Below are 17,454 nucleotides of genomic sequence, written 5' to 3'. Positions count from 1 at the left end.
CATTCCTCGGGAGACTAATCAACCCCGTCAATGTGAGGTTGGCACACGTATAAGCGGTTTTCCTTACTAAGCGCCTATAGTTCTTCCTATGGAGAAGCACAAGAACGAATCACCGGCCACCGCGATGACAGAATCGTCGGCAAGCGCGAAACCGCGCGCGCTGGTGACGGGTGGTGCGGGATTTATCGGTTCGACGCTGGTTGACCGGCTACTGGCTGAAGGGTACGCGGTCACGGCGCTGGACGATCTCTCCCACGGAAAGCTGGAAAACCTCCAGCAGGCATCGCTTAACGACGATTTTGAGTTCATAACCGCCGATGTGCTGGAGGTGGACTGGGACGAGCTGCTCGAGCAAAGCGGCCCGGAGGTTATTTTCCATCTCGCAGCGCAGATCGATGTGCGGATTTCCGTGGCCGACCCGGTGCGAGATGCGACGCTGAACATCATTGGCACAATCAAACTTGCCGATGCGGCCCGAAAGCATGGTGTCCGTAAGGTTGTGTTTACATCGTCGGGCGGTTCCATCTACGGCACGCCGGAGGAGCTTCCGGTGACGGAAAATGTGCCGGTCAATCCGATGAGCCCCTATGCCGCCTCAAAGGCAACGGGCGAACTGTACTTGAATATGTTCCGCAATCTTTACGGACTCGAATGCTCGCACATCGCGCCGGCGAATGTGTACGGCCCGCGGCAGGATCCGCACGGCGAGGCCGGTGTGGTGGCTATTTTCGCTCAGCGACTGCTAGCGGGAGAGCCAACCAAGGTATTCGGTGACGGAGGAAATACCCGCGACTATGTCTATGTCGACGATGTGGTGGATGCTTTCTACCGCGCATCCGGCGAGGTCGGTGGTGGAATGCGCTTTAATATTGGCACCGGTGTAGAAACCTCGGATCGGCAGCTGCACTCGTTGGTGGCGCAGGCTGCGGATGCCGAGGATAATCCAGAGTTTGCACCGCCGCGCACTGGTGATGTGGCGCGGTCGGCGTTGGATCCCACGCGGGCGCGTGAGGTACTCGGCTGGGAGCCAGCTATGAGTATTCAGGAGGGCGTTGCCCGTACTGTGGAGTACTTCCGGAATCAGGGCTAGCGCAACTTGCGCGGGTGGCTTCGTGCACTCGCCCGCGTAAGTTAGCAGCGAGTCAGCCAGGTTACTTGCCAGCTTCCTCCGTGCGCTTGGCGTGGATGAGAGCCAGCTCGATATTGTCCTCAAACACATCGACAGGCTGTGCGCCCGAGACGAACTGAGTACCAACGAGGAAGCCTGGAGTACCGGAAATGCCCAGCATGGAACCGAACTGGGTGGCATTCTCGACCGCCTCGGTCCACTTGCCGTCCTTAAGCTCCTTTTCAAAGCGCTTCATGTCCGGCACACCGGCCTCACGAGCGACGGCAATCAGTTCCTTTTCAGTGAACTCCGGGTGGCCCTGGCCCTTCTCGCCGGCCTTCTTAAACAGCGCACGGGAGAATTCCCAGAACTTGCCCTGAGCTGCCGCGGCACGGCCGGCCTCAGCGTCCTTGATGGCCTTCTCGCCATTGATGGCCATGTCGTTCCACTCCAGGCGGACCAGTCCCTCATTGACGTACTTTTCCACGAGGGCAGGCTCGGTTTCGTTTGTGAACTTCGCGCAGAACGGGCATTCGAAGTCCGAGTAGATCGAGATTACGACCGGCGCATCCACTGCACCGAGAGCAAAAGGATCATTTTCATTGCGGCGGTGGACATTGTCCATATCCTCCGGGGACTTTAGCTGCGCTCCCGCCTTTGGGCCGTAGATGCTGGCGTCGAAAGAGCCATTCGGGCCAGGTACAGGCGCAATTTCCCCCTTGCCTGGTGCAACGCCCGCCATGTTGACGGTGCTCACGCCGTTGAAGCTAGCCGAACGCGAGCCAGCGAAGAAGCCCGCTGCGCCGACAACGATCAATGCTACGACAGCTAGCGCCCATGCGGCGTTCGGAATCGAGTACCACGACTTGGTTTTTCCATCACTGTCGGCAGACCAGGACTCCAAGTCCTGCTCAGTGGGTACCGGCTGAGAAGCCTGCTGGGGTTCCTGCTGTGTCCCCTGCGGCGCTGCGTCTGCCGAGGGCTGCTGCGAATCGCTGCTGTTGTCAGCGGCGATGTTGTCCTTATTTTCTTCGCTCATGGCTTCTATGGAACCACAGCCTCAGATTCACATGCGCTTAGCGTGCCGATTAGTCGGACGGAGCGTTGTTCTCGACGTTTGTCGCGCTGTCTTTTTGGCTGCTGTTCTGGCTGCCCGAAATCACAATTTCTTCTTCCGGACGCACAGCGGTCTTCAAGGCCACTGCACGAGCCAGTCGTGCGTAGCGCAGCTCCTGTTCGCGGAAGCGGATGTAGGACGACACCGTGGTAAACACGAACGCCAACACCAGTACGTAGAGCAGCAAATCGGTGCCTCGGTTCACACCAATCCAGTTGGCCACCACGGTCAGATCGTCGGGACGCACGATTGCCCACAGGCACGCGATGACGAAAACGACGAATCCCAGTTTCACGCCCGCCTTGGCGCGCGCTTTACGACGGTTAGCGACGAAGTAAGCCACCAGGCCCACCATCGCCAGCAGCAAAATAATTTGAACGATGGATGCGGTCATGGCAGCCTCTTCGAGATCAGGGAGTCGGCAAGGATATTGACACCGTTGAACAAGGATTGCCCTTTGGACATGGAGTATTCCGTGTAGAGGATATCCACCGGCTGCTCAGCGGTACGCCAGCCTCTGCTGTCCATGACCTCGACAAATTCGGAGGCATGGCTCATGCCGTTCATGCGCAGGTTCAGTTGCTCTGCCACCGTGCGGTTGAAGGCGCGCAGGCCGTTGTGGGCGTCGGTAAGCCCGAGTCGGCGCGTGCGTGGTGACAACATGACTACCGTCTTGAGGACAATTCGCTTAATCAGCGGCACCTGGTCATCCTCGGCGCGAGGGCGGCCGAAACGGGTTCCCACAATGATGTCGATTGGTTCGGTGCGCAGTCGCTGCACCATAGCGACGACGTCCTTGACCTGGTGCTGGCCATCGGCGTCGAAGGTGACAAAGTACTTCGATCCAGCCTGCGCGCGAGCGTATTCCACGCCGGTCTGGATAGCGGCACCTTGACCCAAATTGACAGGGTGGTTGACCAGGTGAGCGCCGGCCCTGTGGATCTCCAGGCTGGAGTTATCCGAAGAGCCGTCGTTGACCGCGACAATGTTGGGGAAGGTCTCGCGAGCGTGCTCGAGAACCTCACGAATAACCTGGCCCTCGTTGTAGCACGGCACAATCAGCCAGGTGTCCGAGAAATCCATGTTGTCAGTCATCGCTCCGAAGCCTACCGCACAAACAATCGTCGATATGCGCGTGACATGAGCTGAGTTGGCAAAAGTCGGAAAAGTGTCCGCACCGCCAAGTTAAACACCGCCCGCGGCCGGGAAATCAGTCCCTCAGCTACCAGCGTGCGCTGGAGCTGGCGTTCACCGCGGATGATGCCGCGCGAGGTCCGCCGCTCGAACATGCCGTCGGCGCGGAAGTACACCAGCGGCTCGGGCAGATTCTCAAACTTCGCGCCGGCGGCCATGAGGCGCACCCAGAGGTCATAGTCTTCCATCAGACGGATGTCGCGATACCCGCCGACCTCACGCACCTTCGCCGTGCGCAGCATCGAGGAGGGGTTATTTACAGGCGAATTGATCTTGATATAACGCGCAATTTCGGCGTGCGTCTGCGGCAGAGTCCGCACGCGCACCACATTGTTCGGCGTGCCCTCGAACTCCGCCATTGCACTGCCCAATACATCCAACTCCGGGTCAGCGGTCAGCGCGTCCCACTGCTTTTCAAATCGGTCCGCACGCGCAATATCGTCCGCATCCAGCCGCGCCACCCATGGTGTTTCCACCAGCTGAAGACCCGCCTGCGAAGCCACTCCCGAGCCACCATTTTCCGCACACCGCAGCACTGTCATCTCCGAATGCGCCTGTTCATGCTTGACGACGACCCGGTCGAGTTCCTGCCCAATCGGGCCATCGATGACCACAATGACGCGCGCGGCCGGACGCGTCTGGTTCCACAGCGACTGCAGCGCAGTATCGAGCTGGTCGGGGACGACGCGGTGGTAGACGGTCATGAGAACCGTGAGGTTAGTGATGGTGGACATGTGAGTCTCGAACCTTGGGAGTTGCAGGGGGATATGGACGGTGCTTTTTTTTGGGGGGGCATCGGATGCGGGTGGTGTTACTCCACCGCAAAAGCCTCCGATACGGCTGACCTGGCAGCACGTGGGGAAAGTGTGCGTAGCGCAAGCAGGTGAATGACAACACCTACTGCAGAGCCTACGGCGATAGCTGCGACCGTGCGTACCGACAGGTGCCCAGGGAGGAAGAGAATGGCAACGGCGATTGTGGTCGCAGCCAACCAACCGATCAGATACATATGGTGCTTCTCCACTGCCAAGGTGACCGAGCCGGTAATCATCAACATGGCGGTCAACGTCGCACCGAGCGTCAGCGCCGCGAGCACCGGCCCGGACACATGATAGCTATCGTCCAGGATGAGAGTCATAATCCACGGGCCGATGAGCCATGCCAGGCCCGCCCCGAAGGTGCCGAAAGCAGCCAGCGCCCCCAACGGCTTGGCCAGCGCTGCCAGTACACCCTCGGAGCGATGCCGGACAAAGCTCACAATGATGGCGTTTTGGAACTTCTCCAAGGGCATGAGCAGCGGAGCGCGGGTCAGCGTTACGGCGTAGGCGATTCCCGCAATGGTCACTGCTGCGGTGAAGTTGTTGGCATGCGGCGGGGTAAGCGATTCGGCTATCCCGGTGCCAGTGGTGACCGCTTCGCCGGCAATCTTCACGATTGTCGGAAAACCTGTGACCAGCACAGCAGATGCGCCAGATGCGCCCATGGCCGTGACCATGAGAGTGACGAAGCGGCGCACCGGGACGTCGGCACGCGCGAACATGACCGAGCGGGTTGCCGAGGAAAACAGCGCGAGAATAAGCCAACTGACAGTGCCGAACACCGTGATAATCAACCAGGCCAGCAGGCCCCAGCCGAAGTACCAGGCGATGAGTGCCAGCGCCACGCGCACGAGAATGTCGATCATGATTAGTGCAGCGTAAGGGCCCCACAGTTGGCGGCCGCTGAGCAGACCCGAGGTGGTGGCCTGCATGGAGTACAGAGCAAGGCCACAGGCCATGAGCAGAATTGCAGTGCCGGCGTCATCCTGCACGACCAGTGGGGCCCACAGCGGACCTGTCACTGCCATAGTGATGAAAGTAACTGCGGCGACGCCCAGGGAAACTGTGATGGGGCGAGCGCCGAGAGTTTGACCTGCTTCCGAGGCTTCCCGCTCCCGCCCCTGATCGTGCTCCCGATCCCGCGACTCCGCAGCGCCGATTGCACGCGTGGTCTCCTGCATCAGCCCGCCGAGAACACCCGTGAGCGCGAAGAACAGTCCCCAAAACGCCACGAACTGCAGATTTACTGCATTGGGAAGTGCGCGGGCCGAGATAATCAGCACCGCGAAGCTGCCTATCGCGGCGACAATCGTGGCCAGCGACAACCATTTGAAACCGGACATTGACAGGCCTCTAGCTCTCTAATCCTTGGCCTTCGAGTAGCCGAGCTTTGCAAACTGAGCAGCCAGCTTCTCGTCCACGATTGGAGCACCATTATCGCCGATGCCCTGGTCAGCAGGGGAGCGCGTTGGGTCAGTGGGGAAGTCCGGCAAGGAGCTGCGTGACAGCCAGGAGTCAAAGATGACATCCAGGTGCGAGGTGGTGATGCCACGCTCACGGCACACGCGGTTGGCCAGTGCGCGGAAGTCCACTGCATCGACCACACTGTGGCGGTTAGTGGTGGTCCACTTGCGCACCAGGTCGAAGAACACCTCGTCGCCCAGCAGCAGACGCAGAGCGTGCACAGTCAGCGCGCCGCGCTTGTACAGACGGTCGTCGAACATCAGCTTTGGCCCTGGGTTGGCGATGACGATGTCCTGCTCTTCCTCAAGCAGATCCAGGTAGTGCTTGCGGGCGTGCACATCTGCGCTGGCACCACCGCTGACCTCGGACCACACCCACTCGGAGTAGCAGGCAAACCCTTCGTTGAGCCAGATATCGCGCCACTGCGAAATGCCGACACTGTTGCCGAACCACTGGTGCGACAACTCGTGGGCGATCAGTCGATTCCACGTGTCCTTGCCGTCGGCGTGGTTGGCACCGAAGATGGAAAGCCCCTGAGCTTCAATGGGGATCTCCAGGTCATCCTCACAAATGACCACCTGGTAAGCGCGGAAGGGGTAAGGGCCAAAGAGCTTGGCGAATTCATCGAGCATGCGCCCCTGATCGCGGAAGTCATGGCGAGCATTGGCCACCAGCTCAGAGGGCACCCAGGCCACCACAGTCGAGGTTTCACACGGCAGCTCGACCTTCTTAAACTGGCCGACATTGATGGTGGCCAGGTAGGAGGCCATGGGCTCCTCGGTGACAAACCGCCAGCGGCGGCGCGATCCGCCCACGTTCACCGGAGCGTCGGCAAGCCCTGGTGCGACGACCTCGTAGGGAGCGTCGGTGACCATCGTGAACTCGTAGAATGCCTTGACCTCGGGATCGTCATCGCAGGGGTACCACGACGCCGCGCCCACCGGCTGCGATGCCACGAGCGCACCGTTTTCCAATTCCTCCCAGCCAATTTCGCCCCACTTCGAGCGCACCGGACGTGGCGTGCCCGAGTAAGTGACAATCAGCCGCAGCGTCTCGTCGGGAGCTAGCTCGCGGTCAAAGGTGACTCGCAGCTTACGACCCGAATGGCGCCAACGCTTCACATCGATAGAGTGGGCCTGCGAATCGGAAATCGCATCCACCGAATCGGCCCCCAGCGCATCCGCAAAGTCGAGCGTGATGTGCGAGGTCCAGGCGTTGATCTCGATATGCAGAGTCGCCGTCGCCTTCAGACGATTCGGCCCGACCCGATAGTCGAGGTCCAGCTCGTATTTGTTCACCCGGAAACCCAGGTTGAACGCGATACCGGTATATGGATTAGTGAAATCAGCGCTACTCACGGCTGTTACCTTACTTGAGCTTGTTCCACAGCCACGTAGATATGAGTGCCTCGACGAACGCGACCTGCGAATTATCCGCTGCGCCCGCGTGCCCGCCCTCTGTGTTTTCGTGATAGTCCACCGGCTGTCCCGCCTCTTCCAGCAGCCACGCCAGGCTCCGCGCATGCGCCGGGTGGACACGGTCGTCCCTGGTGGAAGTCGTAATCAACGCCGGTGGGTAGGCGCGCTGCTCTCGCTTGACGACGCGTTGGACTGGCGAATACTGCGCAATCGCAGCCCGCTCGGTGGGGTCGTCCGGGTTTCCATACTCGGCCATCCATGAGGCTCCCGCGGACAGCCTGTGATAGCGCATCATGTCCGCCAGCGGCACCTGGGACACCACTGCGCCCACCAACTCCGGGTAGGAAGTGAGACAGACAGCGGTCAGCAGCCCGCCGTTGGAGCCGCCACGTACGCCCAGCTGCTCGCGGGTGCAGTAGCCACGCGCAACCAGATCACGCAGCACGGCCTGATGATCCTCATAGACCCTCATCCGCTCAGTCTTGATCACCGAGGAGTGCCAGGCCGGCCCGAATTCGCCACCGCCACGCAGGTTGGCCTCCACGAAGTAACCGCCGCGCTCGAGCCAGGTCAGGCCACGGATCGCCGAGTACTGCGGGACCAGCGAGACCTCGAAACCGCCGTAGGCGTGCACGAGGGTTGGGGCTGGGTTCGGAGTGGGTGCGTCTGTGGTTGTCTCCGCGCCTGTGCCATCACCTGTACCAGCGCCCGCCTCCGCGCCGAATCGGCCGGTGATGCGATACGGAATGCGCGTGCCATCGGCCGAGGTCGCCCAGTGCTGGCGTGTCTCCATCCCCTCACTGTCGAAGAGCGCCGGAGCACGCCGCACTTCCGTGAGCGGGCTGCCGACTTGCCCGTACCAGAGAGTTGCCGGCTGCGTTGCCGAGGTCGACACCAACCAGATCTCATCGTCGCGCTCAGAGGCCGTATCAATCACGCTCACAGTGGATTGGGCAGGCAACTCGCCGAAGGTTTCCACCGGCTCCCACGAGCCCTCCCGCAAGACGACCAACTTCGTCGCGACATCCTCCAGCAGCGTCAACACCAGGAAGTTTTTCGTCCACACCAGCTGCTGGAACGACGTGTGCCGATCCGGGGTGAAAATCACCTCCACCTCACGCGAGCCCGCCAGCCACTTTTCTAGTTCCACAATGGCTACACCACCAGCCGGAATGCCGTTGAACTCCGTGCGCGGCATCAGTACCAACCACTGCCTATGGACACTCGTCCGGCAGTCCTGCGGCACCTCCAGAATCTGCAGCGAAAAGTCCCCATTCTGCTGCGCCGCCAACTTGCCCGGGCGCTCCGCCGCCACAAACCGCTGCGAGTTATAAAAATCATGCGCACGCTCGACAAACAGCCGTTCAAAGCCCTCCGTCGCGTCGAACCAACCTCCCACAGCCACATCGTCGCTGTGGCCCGAGAAAATCACATCCGCGCTTGACGACGGCGTGCCGCGCCGCCACCTACGTACCTGCCGAGGGTAGCCCGAATCCGTCAGTGACCCCGGACCAAAATCACTGCCAGCGAGAATCTCGTCACGGCCCAACCAACAGACATCGGACTTCGCCTCCGGGAGGTAGAACGGCTCATCCTCGACAAAAGTGCAGTTGACGAGGTCAAACTCCCGCACCACGGTGGCATCGGCGCCGCCGCGAGAGAGCAGAATTAACGCGCGGTCGTAATCCGGATAACGGCACACCGTGCCTTTCCAGACCCAGTTTTCTCCCTCGGCTTTCGCCAGCGCATCGAGGTCAATCAGTACTTCCCACTCGGTCGCCTGCGGATCTTCCTGGCCAGCCAGATAGCTCTGCAACGAGGTGCGCCGCCACAGGCCCCGCGGATGCCCGGCATCCCGCCAGAAGTTATAGAGGTACTCGCCGCGCCGCACCGGATACGCGATCCGGGCATCGGTGTTGAGCGCAGTCAGGATGCGTTGTTCCAGGTTGGTGCGGTCGCTGGTGTCGTCGGCAAGCGAATCGACGCCTGCGACGGTGGCCTCCGACTGCGCGCGAGCCCACGTCAGCGCCTGGGAGCCGTCGATATCGTCCAGCCAATCGGGGACAAGGTCAGTGGAGAGGAAGGAGAAATCGTTGCCCAAGTCGGTGTCCGTGTCGGTGCCCATGCCCACCACCGTAGCCGACCGCAGTAGGTAAAACCGGGACTCGCGCGTGAAGTAAAGACAAGTCGTGCGTAGACTTGTGCACGTGGCTGAACATTTTGATCTTGTAGTACTCGGCGGCGGTCCTGGCGGATACGTCGCAGCAATCCGTGCATCCCAGCTGGGTCTGAAGACCGCTGTGGTGGAGAAGCAATACTGGGGCGGTGTCTGCCTCAACGTTGGCTGTATCCCATCCAAGTCTCTGTTGAAGAACGCCGAGGTGGCGCACATTTTCAACCATGAGGCTAAGACCTTCGGTATCTCCGGCGATGTCTCCTTTGACTTCGGTGCCGCACACGCGCGTTCGCGCAAGGTGTCCGCGGGCATTGTCAAGGGTGTTCATTTCCTGATGAAGAAGAACAAGATCACCGAAATCAACGGTTTCGGTGAATTCACTGGCCCGACCTCCATGGCCATCACTGATGGCGATGACGAAGGCAAGGAAATTACCTTCGATAAGGCGATTATTGCGACCGGCTCTGTCGTCCGTTCCCTGCCGGGCGTTGAGGTCGGCGGCAACATCGTTTCCTACGAAGAGCAGATTCTCTCCGACGAGCTGCCGGACTCCATGGTTATCGTCGGCGCTGGCGCCATCGGTATGGAGTTCGCATACGTCTTGGCCAACTACGGCGTGGATGTCACCATCGTCGAGTTCATGGACAACGTTCTACCGAACGAGGACGCAGACGTCTCCAAGGTTATTGCCAAGGAATACAAGAAGCTGGGCGTCAAGCTCATGACTGGACACAAGACCACCTCCATCGTGGACAATGGTGACTCGGTTGAGGTCAAGGTCGAGGCCAAGGATGGCGGCGACGAGCAGACTCTGACCGTCGACCGCGTTATGGTCTCCATCGGCTTCGCACCGCGCACCGAGGGTATCGGCCTGGACAAGGCTGGTGTTGAGTTGGGCGAGCGCGGCGAGATTGTCATCGACGAGTACATGCGCACCAACGTCGATAACATCTACGCCATCGGTGACGTCACCATGAAGCTGCAGCTGGCACATGTCGCTGAGGCACAGGGCGTTATTGCAGCTGAGCACATGGCGGGTCACGAGACCGAGACTATCCCGGACTACAACATGATGCCGCGCGCAACCTTCTGTAACCCACAGGTTGGTTCCTTCGGTAAGACCGAGGCACAGGCCAAGAAGTGGGCAGAGGAGAACGGTCGCGAGATTAAGGTCTCCACCTTCCCGTTCTCTGCCAACGGTAAGGCGCAGGGTCTGGCGGAGCCGGTTGGTTTCGTGAAGCTCATTGCAGATGCCGAATACGGCGAGCTGCTGGGTGGCCACATGGTGGGCGCCAACGTTTCCGAGCTCATGCCGCAGCTGGTTCTGGCGGAGAAGTACGAGCTGACCACTGAGGAAATCGGCCGCGCCGTTCACATTCACCCGACCATGTCCGAGGCCATGAAGGAAGCAGCCGAGGGCGTTATGGGCAAGATGATTAACCTGTAAGAGGTTGTGGCTTTGGCCTAGGGCCAGTTTTCGCTGGTCCCGGCTCAGGTAGATACGAGTTAGTTCTTAAGTTTATGACAGTTTGACCGTGAAAATCGGTGCGAAAGTGTCATAAACTTAAGCACTTTCTTTTTTGGGGGTCTTCTTTTTTGGGATCTTCCCCCGCAAACCAAGCCCCCCGCAAACAGGCCGCCCCTGCGCCCGTCGTAAAGCGAATTAGTACGGTGAGACGGTGGAGCGGTGCATGTTGATGTCGATATCCCGATGAATCGGCGGGAACGCGCGCTGCGGACATGCCTCGCGGGAGCAGACCCTGCAGCCAGCGCCAATCGGAGTGGCGGCGTCGAGGTCCGCGAGATCGAGTCCGTCGGCGTACACGGTGCGCTCAGCGTGCCGGGCCTCGCAGCCCAAACCGATGGCAAAAACCTTACCTGGCTTGCCGAAACGCGCCGCATGATGCTCCACGGTCCGCGAAATCCACATGTAGGGCCGACCATCCGGCATGAGCGCGACCTGCCGCATGACCTTGCCGGGATAGGAGAAGGTCTCGTAGACGTTCCACAGCGGGCAGGTACCGCCCGAATGCGTGAAGTGGAAGCCCGTGGCGGATTGGCGTTTGGACATATTGCCCGCGCGGTCGACGCGCACGAATGTCCACGGAATGCCGCCCAAGCTGGGACGTTGCATCGTGGACAGTCGGTGGCAGATGGTCTCGTAGCCGACTCCATACGTGCGCGACAACAGCTCGATGTCGTAGCGTTTCGACTCAGCCATCGCATGGAACGACTCATACGGCAGAATTAGCGCCGCAGCGTAGTATGTCGCGACACCGCGCTGTGCCAGTTTCCTCGACTCCTCCGACATGAAATGCCCGGACGCGACAGCCTCGGAAATGGTCTCGCCCTGCTCCAAAAACCCCAGCTCCGTGGCCATGCGGAAGGCCCGCTGCCCCGGCGAGAGGTGCCGCGCGAGGTAGAGCGTCTTCGTCCGCCGATCAAGGCTGTGCTGCACATCGCCTAACGACGATTCCAGCGCAATCCGAATCCCATGGTCGTTGGACAGCCTGTCGGCCAGCACAGAGACCACATCGGTGGTCTCGTCGGTGATGCGCAGCTCGCGGGCCAGCTCCTCGGCGGCCGTGTCGACCGAAGCGATGTAGTTCTGGCGGGCATAGAAGTAGTCGCGGACTTCCTCGTGTGGCATGGTCAGCGCCTGTGAGCCGGAGGCGGTGTCGGTGCTGTTGCCGAAGTTACGCTCCTCGGTGGCCAGGGAGAGTTTGTCGGTGACGTTGCGGTAGCGGCGGTGGATGTCCACCATGATGCGGGCGATATCAGGGTGGTCGCGAACCATTTCCGAGATTTCCTGCAGATCCATGGGGGACTTGGCGATCTCCTTGTCCATCACCACGTCCTGGACCTCAGCGAGGAGGCGGGAGTCGTCATCGCGGGAGAAGAAAGTCGCGTCAACGCCGAATGTGTCCGTGATACGAAGCAGAACAGGAACGGTTAGTGGGCGGACGTCGTGCTCGATCTGGTTGACGTAACTAGCCGAGAGGCCCAACGCCTGTGCGAGCGCGGCCTGGCTGAGGTCGCGCTCGCGGCGTAGCTGGCGGAGGCGGGATCCGACATAGGTTTTCGACATACTGCTCAGCATATCGCGGGCTTTGCTGAATTTGTGTAGAAAGCCGTTGCAACCTTTGCTTAGGTGCGTAGGCGCTCAGGTTCTCTGGCACGCTTCACGACGGCCCGGAGTCGACACGTCGATGAACGCACAAAAAACACCCAGCGAAAGCTGCAGGTGCAGCCCTCGCTGGGTGTTGAAGCTAGGTCTTAGACCTAAGCCCTAAGCCGGGTGACTTAGAACTGGCCCTCCTCGGTGGAGCCCTTCAGGGCGGTGGTGGAGGAGTTCGGGTCGACGGTGGTGGCGATGCGGTCGAAGTAGCCAGCGCCAACCTCGCGCTGGTGCTTGACAGCGGTGAAACCGCGCTTCTCGGCAGCCTCGAACTCGCGGTTCTGCAGGTCGACGAATGCGGACATCTGCTCGCGAGCGTAGCCGTAAGCCAGGTCGAACATGCCGTAGTTCAGGGCGTGGAAGCCAGCCAGGGTGATGAACTGGAACTTGAAGCCCATCTTGCCCAGCTCGTTCTGGAACTTGGCAATCTCGTCCTTCTCGAGGTGAGCGGACCAGTTGAAGGACGGGGAGCAGTTGTAAGCCAGGAGCTGGTCCGGGTACTCAGCCTTGACGCCCTCAGCGAACTTCTTAGCCAGCTCGAGGTCCGGAGTACCGGTCTCCATCCAAATCATGTCAGCGTACGGAGCGTAGGACTTCGCACGATCGATGCACGGCTCCAGGCCGTTCTGGACGTGGTAGAAGCCCTCGGAGGTGCGGTCGCCGGTGATGAACTTCTGGTCGCGCTCATCAACATCGGAGGTGATGAGGGTGGCGGCCTCAGCGTCGGTGCGGGCGATGATGACGGTCGGGGTGTTGGAGACGTCAGCAGCCAGGCGAGCAGAGGTCAGGGTACGGATGTGCTGCTGGGTCGGGATCAGGACCTTGCCGCCCAGGTGGCCACACTTCTTCTCGGAAGCGAGCTGGTCCTCCCAGTGGGTACCAGCGGCACCAGCGTTGATCATGGCCTTCTGCAGCTCGTAGACGTTCAGAGCGCCACCGAAGCCAGCCTCACCGTCAGCGACGATCGGCAGCAGCCAGTTGTCGACGGAGTCGTCGCCCTCGATGCGAGCAATCTCGTCTGCACGGAGCAGAGCGTTGTTGATGCGGCGAACGACGTTCGGCACGGAGTTAGCCGGGTACAGGGACTGGTCCGGGTAGGTGTGGCCGGAGAGGTTAGCGTCACCAGCAACCTGCCAACCGGAGAGGTAGACAGCCTTCAGGCCAGCGCGAGCCTGCTGAACGGCCATGTTGCCGGTCAGTGCACCCAGAGCGTTGATGTAGGAGTCGTCCTTAACGTTGACGCCTTCCCACAGGATCTCGGCGCCACGGCGAGCGAGGGTGTTCTCCTCGACGACGGTGCCCTGGAGCTCAGCAACCTGCTCAGCGGTGTAGTCGCGGGTGATACCTTCCCAGCGCGGGTTCTCGTCCCAATCCTTCTGGATTTCGGCGGCGGTACGTGCCTTACCAACGTTAGACATAAACGGAGTCACTTCCTTTTGCTTGCTTTTCGAACTCCGGGTGCTGACTTAAGAACAATTCCGACAGAACCGATCTACATGCTGACCCGATAGTGACCGCGGTGTCACGTGAATGCAGGGGGTGCTAGCAAAATGCCGTACCCCTGCACACAAACACGCGAACAAAAACAATGTCCGCTTCCGCGTGCCATGTCTCACATTTTGGGGCATAGCGCTAAGTTCGTCAAGCAACTCTGGATGTGAATTCAAGTATGTAACCCGGATAACACTTGTGAAGTTTGCAAACATTGCAATGTGTAGCTTGGCTTTAGCTATTTTTGCCTGTGACCGGGCGGTACATTCGTACTGTTATTTTCCTGTGATGGCCCCGTTAATAATGTTCCCCCCACTTTGGGGTGATTTATATTTTGGTAATTATCAAAGCTGGTCGTTAACAGTGTTTGGGGTTTAGGGGGTGATTCGCTACCCCCGAAATCGCGGCCGTAAAGGTAGAAACGGGCTTCTAAATACACTGCCGTTACACCGTCAATACCCCGCCGGAGCGTTCGTGGATGGTGGCCAGAGCTTCGGTTGCCATCTCGCTTTTATGGTCTGGTTTGAAGGTGGAGGCTGCCGCGACACGATTGGTTGGTGGCCGTTGATGTGCAGGTCGCAATAGTAAATGCCTGTGAGGCGCGACACTTTCCCATTGCGTGTGTTGTTTCGTGGCTGGAGGAAAGAGTGCGAGGGATGCTGCGGTCAAGGCGGGTGGGGAGAGCTGGTTGTGGAGTCGGGATTGAATGCCCGAATGGTCATCGGGGAGGGGTAGGGCCTGTTCGCGGGGTGCTCGTCGTAAAGCGAATGAAATAGCAAATGTGAGCGGCGCTATACCGGGCTGGCGGTTGGGGGTTATGAAAAAAGACGGTCCATAAGTGCGCCGAATCACATACAGTAGGGGAACAACGCATCCAGTGCGTGAGCCGCTGACGTGGCTGTGGCTGGATGGGCAAATTGCAATCAATAGTTTTGAGGAGAGCAATGGCACAGCGTATTTCGGCAGGTGGAATGCAGGTCGCGAAGGTTCTTTACGACTTTGTTAATGACACCGCACTCCCCGCCGCCGGCATTGAGGACAAGGACGCGTTCTGGAACGGCTTCGGTGACATTGTCGCTAAGTACACTCCGCGCAACCGCGAGTTGCTGGCCAAGCGCGATGAGCTGCAGGAAAAGCTCGACGCTTGGTACAAGGAACACCCGGGCAAGCAGAACCAGGATGAGTACGTCGCATTCCTGAAGGAAATTGGCTACCTCGTTGACAACCCGGGTGACTTCCAGGTCACCACCGAGGGCGTCGACACCGAGATTACTTCCACCGCTGGTCCGCAGCTGGTTGTGCCGGTCCTCAACGCCCGTTTCGCCATCAACGCTGCGAACGCACGCTGGGGCTCGCTTTACGACGCGCTGTACGGTACCAACGCTATTGCTGAAGATGGCGGTGCGGAGAAGGACACCCCGGGCTACAACAAGGTCCGTGGTGACCGTGTTATCGCATGGGGCCGTGACTTCCTGGACAAGGCTCTGCCGCTGGTTGACGGTTCCCACGCGGACGTCATCTCTTACGACATCGTCGACGGTCACCTGCAGGCAACCCTGGAAGGTGACGCTACCTCCGGTCTGCGCGAGCCGGAGACCCTGGTCGGCTACACCGGCGACAAGGACGCACCGGAGTCCATTTACTTCAAGCACAACGGTCTGCACATCCAGCTGCTGATTGACCCGGAGTCCCCGGTCGGCAAGACCGACAAGGCCGGCGTCAAGGACATCATCCTGGAAGCCGCTGTCACCAACATCATGGACCTCGAGGACTCTGTCGCCGCAGTTGACGCTGCAGACAAGACCCTGGGTTACACCAACTGGCTGGGCCTGAACGTCGGTGACCTCGCAGTCGAGTTCACCCGTGGCGGCAAGAAGCTGTCTCGTACCATCAACGACGACCGCACCTACACCGCGCTCGACGGTTCCGAGGTCACCCTGCACGGTCGTTCCCTGAACCTGATCCGTAACGTCGGTCACCTGATGCAGAACCCGGCCATCCTCGACCGCGACGGCGAGGAGATCTTCGAGGGCATCATGGATGCCGTCATCACCGCTGCTTGTGCAATCCCGGGCCTGGACCAGGACAACGCACGTAAGAACTCCCGTACCGGCTCTATCTACATTGTGAAGCCGAAGCAGCACGGCCCGGATGAGGCTGCATTCACCAACGAGCTGTTCGCTGATGTGGAGAAGCTGCTGGGTCTGCCGCACAACACCCTGAAGGTCGGCCTGATGGACGAGGAGCGTCGTACCTCCGTCAACCTGGACGCCGCCATCAAGGCTGTTTCCGAGCGTGTCGTTTTCATTAACACCGGCTTCATGGACCGCACTGGTGATGAGATCCACACCTCCATCCAGGCTGGTCCGATGTTCCGCAAGGCTGTTCAGAAGACCGCTCCGTGGATGCTGGCTTACGAGGACAACAACGTCGACTCCGGTCTGGCACACGGCCTGCAGGGCAAGGCTCAGATCGGTAAGGGTATGTGGGCTATGACCGAGCAGATGGCCGAGCTGCTGGAGCAGAAGATTGGTCAGCCGAAGCAGGGTGCTTCCACCGCGTGGGTTCCGTCCCCGACCGGTGGTGTGCTGCACGCTACCCACTACCACGAGGTTGACGTCTTCGGCGTTCAGGACAAGCTGCTTACCGACGGTCGCCGCGACACCTTCGGTGATCTGCTCACCATCCCGGTAGCGGCAGCTAAGGCTGGCGAGCCGGGCGCTGACTGGTCCGATGAGGACAAGGCTAACGAGCTGGACAACAACTGCCAGTCCATCCTGGGCTACGTTATCCGCTGGGTTGAGCAGGGTGTTGGCTGCTCCAAGGTGCCGGACATCAACGATGTTGACCTGATGGAGGACCGCGCTACCCTGCGTATTTCCTCCCAGACTCTGGCTAACTGGCTGCTGCACGGTGTTGTCACCGAGGAGCAGATTATCGATTCGCTTCAGCGTATGGCCGAGGTTGTTGACCGCCAGAACGAGGGCGATGAGGCGTACCTGCCGATGGCCCCGGACTTCGACAAGTCCATTGGTTTCCAGGCTGCCAAGGAGCTCATCCTCGACGGTGTCAACCAGCCGTCCGGTTACACCGAGCCGATCCTGCACCGCCGTCGCCTGGAGTTCAAGAAGCGCGAGGGCATCGACCAGGATTAATTCTGGGTCAGGCTAGGGTTAGCAGGCGACTGCCGAGCCGAACTAACTAAATAACCACCAAACTGCCGGTGTGTATGTGTTGTTGGCTGATTTCTAAAGCCAATTCCGTATATACCCGGCAGTTTGTTTTGCTGTGGTGGTTGCGCGTGCTTAGAGGGCGTGCGTTGGAACTACCCGAGTTGGAAGCACCCGCGGTGTGTGCACTGAGAGCCCCAACCGTTGCCAGTGTGTGGCACCTGCGCGCTCAGAATTTGAGATACCCGGGTTCACAAGCGGGCTAGGGGCAACGTTGCTAGCGTTGATTGAGAAGTTAATTGCGAATATGCAGTCTGCAA

Annotated in this window: 12 protein-coding genes; 3 read left to right on the top strand and 9 right to left on the bottom strand. The window is 60.0% G+C overall.

Features of this window, described 5'->3' with window-relative positions:
- Positions 1-124 precede the first annotated feature (124 nt).
- Positions 125-1,090, top strand: a complete 966-nt coding sequence (locus I6J19_RS01730) for a GDP-mannose 4,6-dehydratase (protein WP_038629306.1) — start codon at positions 125-127, stop codon at positions 1,088-1,090.
- Between the two features lie 61 nt (positions 1,091-1,151).
- Here the strand turns inward: I6J19_RS01730 and I6J19_RS01725 are convergent, their stop codons facing one another.
- The 7 genes from I6J19_RS01725 to I6J19_RS01695 all read right to left on the bottom strand — a co-directional run bounded on the left by I6J19_RS01725 (position 1,152) and on the right by I6J19_RS01695 (position 9,244).
- Positions 1,152-2,147 carry a DsbA family protein gene (locus I6J19_RS01725; protein ID WP_038627493.1) on the bottom strand — a complete coding sequence of 332 codons (996 nt, stop codon included), beginning with the start codon at positions 2,145-2,147 and terminating at the stop codon, positions 1,152-1,154.
- A 49-nt stretch (positions 2,148-2,196) separates the two neighbouring features.
- A complete protein-coding gene (locus I6J19_RS01720; RefSeq protein WP_038627495.1) occupies positions 2,197-2,619 on the bottom strand; it encodes a DUF2304 domain-containing protein in 423 nt (140 codons plus the stop codon).
- Positions 2,616-3,308, bottom strand: coding sequence for a glycosyltransferase family 2 protein (locus I6J19_RS01715; RefSeq protein ID WP_038629309.1), 693 nt, complete (start codon positions 3,306-3,308; stop codon positions 2,616-2,618). The genes I6J19_RS01720 and I6J19_RS01715 overlap by 4 nt, the downstream gene beginning before the upstream one ends.
- Before the next feature lie 23 nt (positions 3,309-3,331).
- Entirely contained in the window at positions 3,332-4,153 is an 822-nt protein-coding gene (locus I6J19_RS01710) for a glycosyltransferase (RefSeq protein ID WP_038627497.1), read from the bottom strand.
- Between the two features lie 77 nt (positions 4,154-4,230).
- Positions 4,231-5,580, bottom strand: coding sequence for a lipopolysaccharide biosynthesis protein (locus tag I6J19_RS01705; RefSeq protein ID WP_038627499.1), 1,350 nt, complete (start codon positions 5,578-5,580; stop codon positions 4,231-4,233).
- 18 nt (positions 5,581-5,598) lie between these two features.
- Positions 5,599-7,059, bottom strand: a complete 1,461-nt coding sequence (locus I6J19_RS01700) for a M1 family metallopeptidase (RefSeq protein WP_038627501.1) — start codon at positions 7,057-7,059, stop codon at positions 5,599-5,601.
- Between the two features lie 10 nt (positions 7,060-7,069).
- Positions 7,070-9,244: a prolyl oligopeptidase family serine peptidase gene (locus tag I6J19_RS01695; protein ID WP_081914042.1), complete on the bottom strand. Its 2,175-nt coding sequence runs from the start codon at positions 9,242-9,244 to the stop codon at positions 7,070-7,072.
- Between the two features lie 82 nt (positions 9,245-9,326).
- Here I6J19_RS01695 and lpdA point away from each other — a divergent pair, with 82 nt between their 5' ends.
- Positions 9,327-10,742 (top strand): dihydrolipoyl dehydrogenase, encoded by a 1,416-nt coding sequence (gene lpdA, locus I6J19_RS01690; RefSeq protein ID WP_038629314.1) that lies wholly within the window; start codon positions 9,327-9,329, stop codon positions 10,740-10,742.
- A 216-nt stretch (positions 10,743-10,958) separates the two neighbouring features.
- Here the strand turns inward: lpdA and ramB are convergent, their stop codons facing one another.
- Both ramB and aceA read right to left on the bottom strand, forming a co-directional pair.
- A complete protein-coding gene (ramB, locus tag I6J19_RS01685; protein WP_239122789.1) occupies positions 10,959-12,383 on the bottom strand; it encodes an acetate metabolism transcriptional regulator RamB in 1,425 nt (474 codons plus the stop codon).
- 215 nt (positions 12,384-12,598) lie between these two features.
- A complete protein-coding gene (gene aceA, locus I6J19_RS01680; RefSeq protein WP_038627503.1) occupies positions 12,599-13,891 on the bottom strand; it encodes an isocitrate lyase in 1,293 nt (430 codons plus the stop codon).
- A 1,017-nt stretch (positions 13,892-14,908) separates the two neighbouring features.
- Between aceA and I6J19_RS01675 the strand changes: the two genes are divergently transcribed.
- Positions 14,909-17,119, top strand: coding sequence for a malate synthase G (locus I6J19_RS01675; protein ID WP_038627505.1), 2,211 nt, complete (start codon positions 14,909-14,911; stop codon positions 17,117-17,119).
- The last annotated feature ends 335 nt before the right edge of the window (positions 17,120-17,454 follow it).

This window comes from Corynebacterium amycolatum (genome assembly GCF_016889425.1).
GTDB classification, from domain to species: Bacteria; Actinomycetota; Actinomycetes; order Mycobacteriales; family Mycobacteriaceae; genus Corynebacterium; species Corynebacterium amycolatum.
The sequence above is the reverse complement of the archived record's forward strand: the minus strand, read 5'-3'. Positions and strand labels throughout refer to the sequence as shown.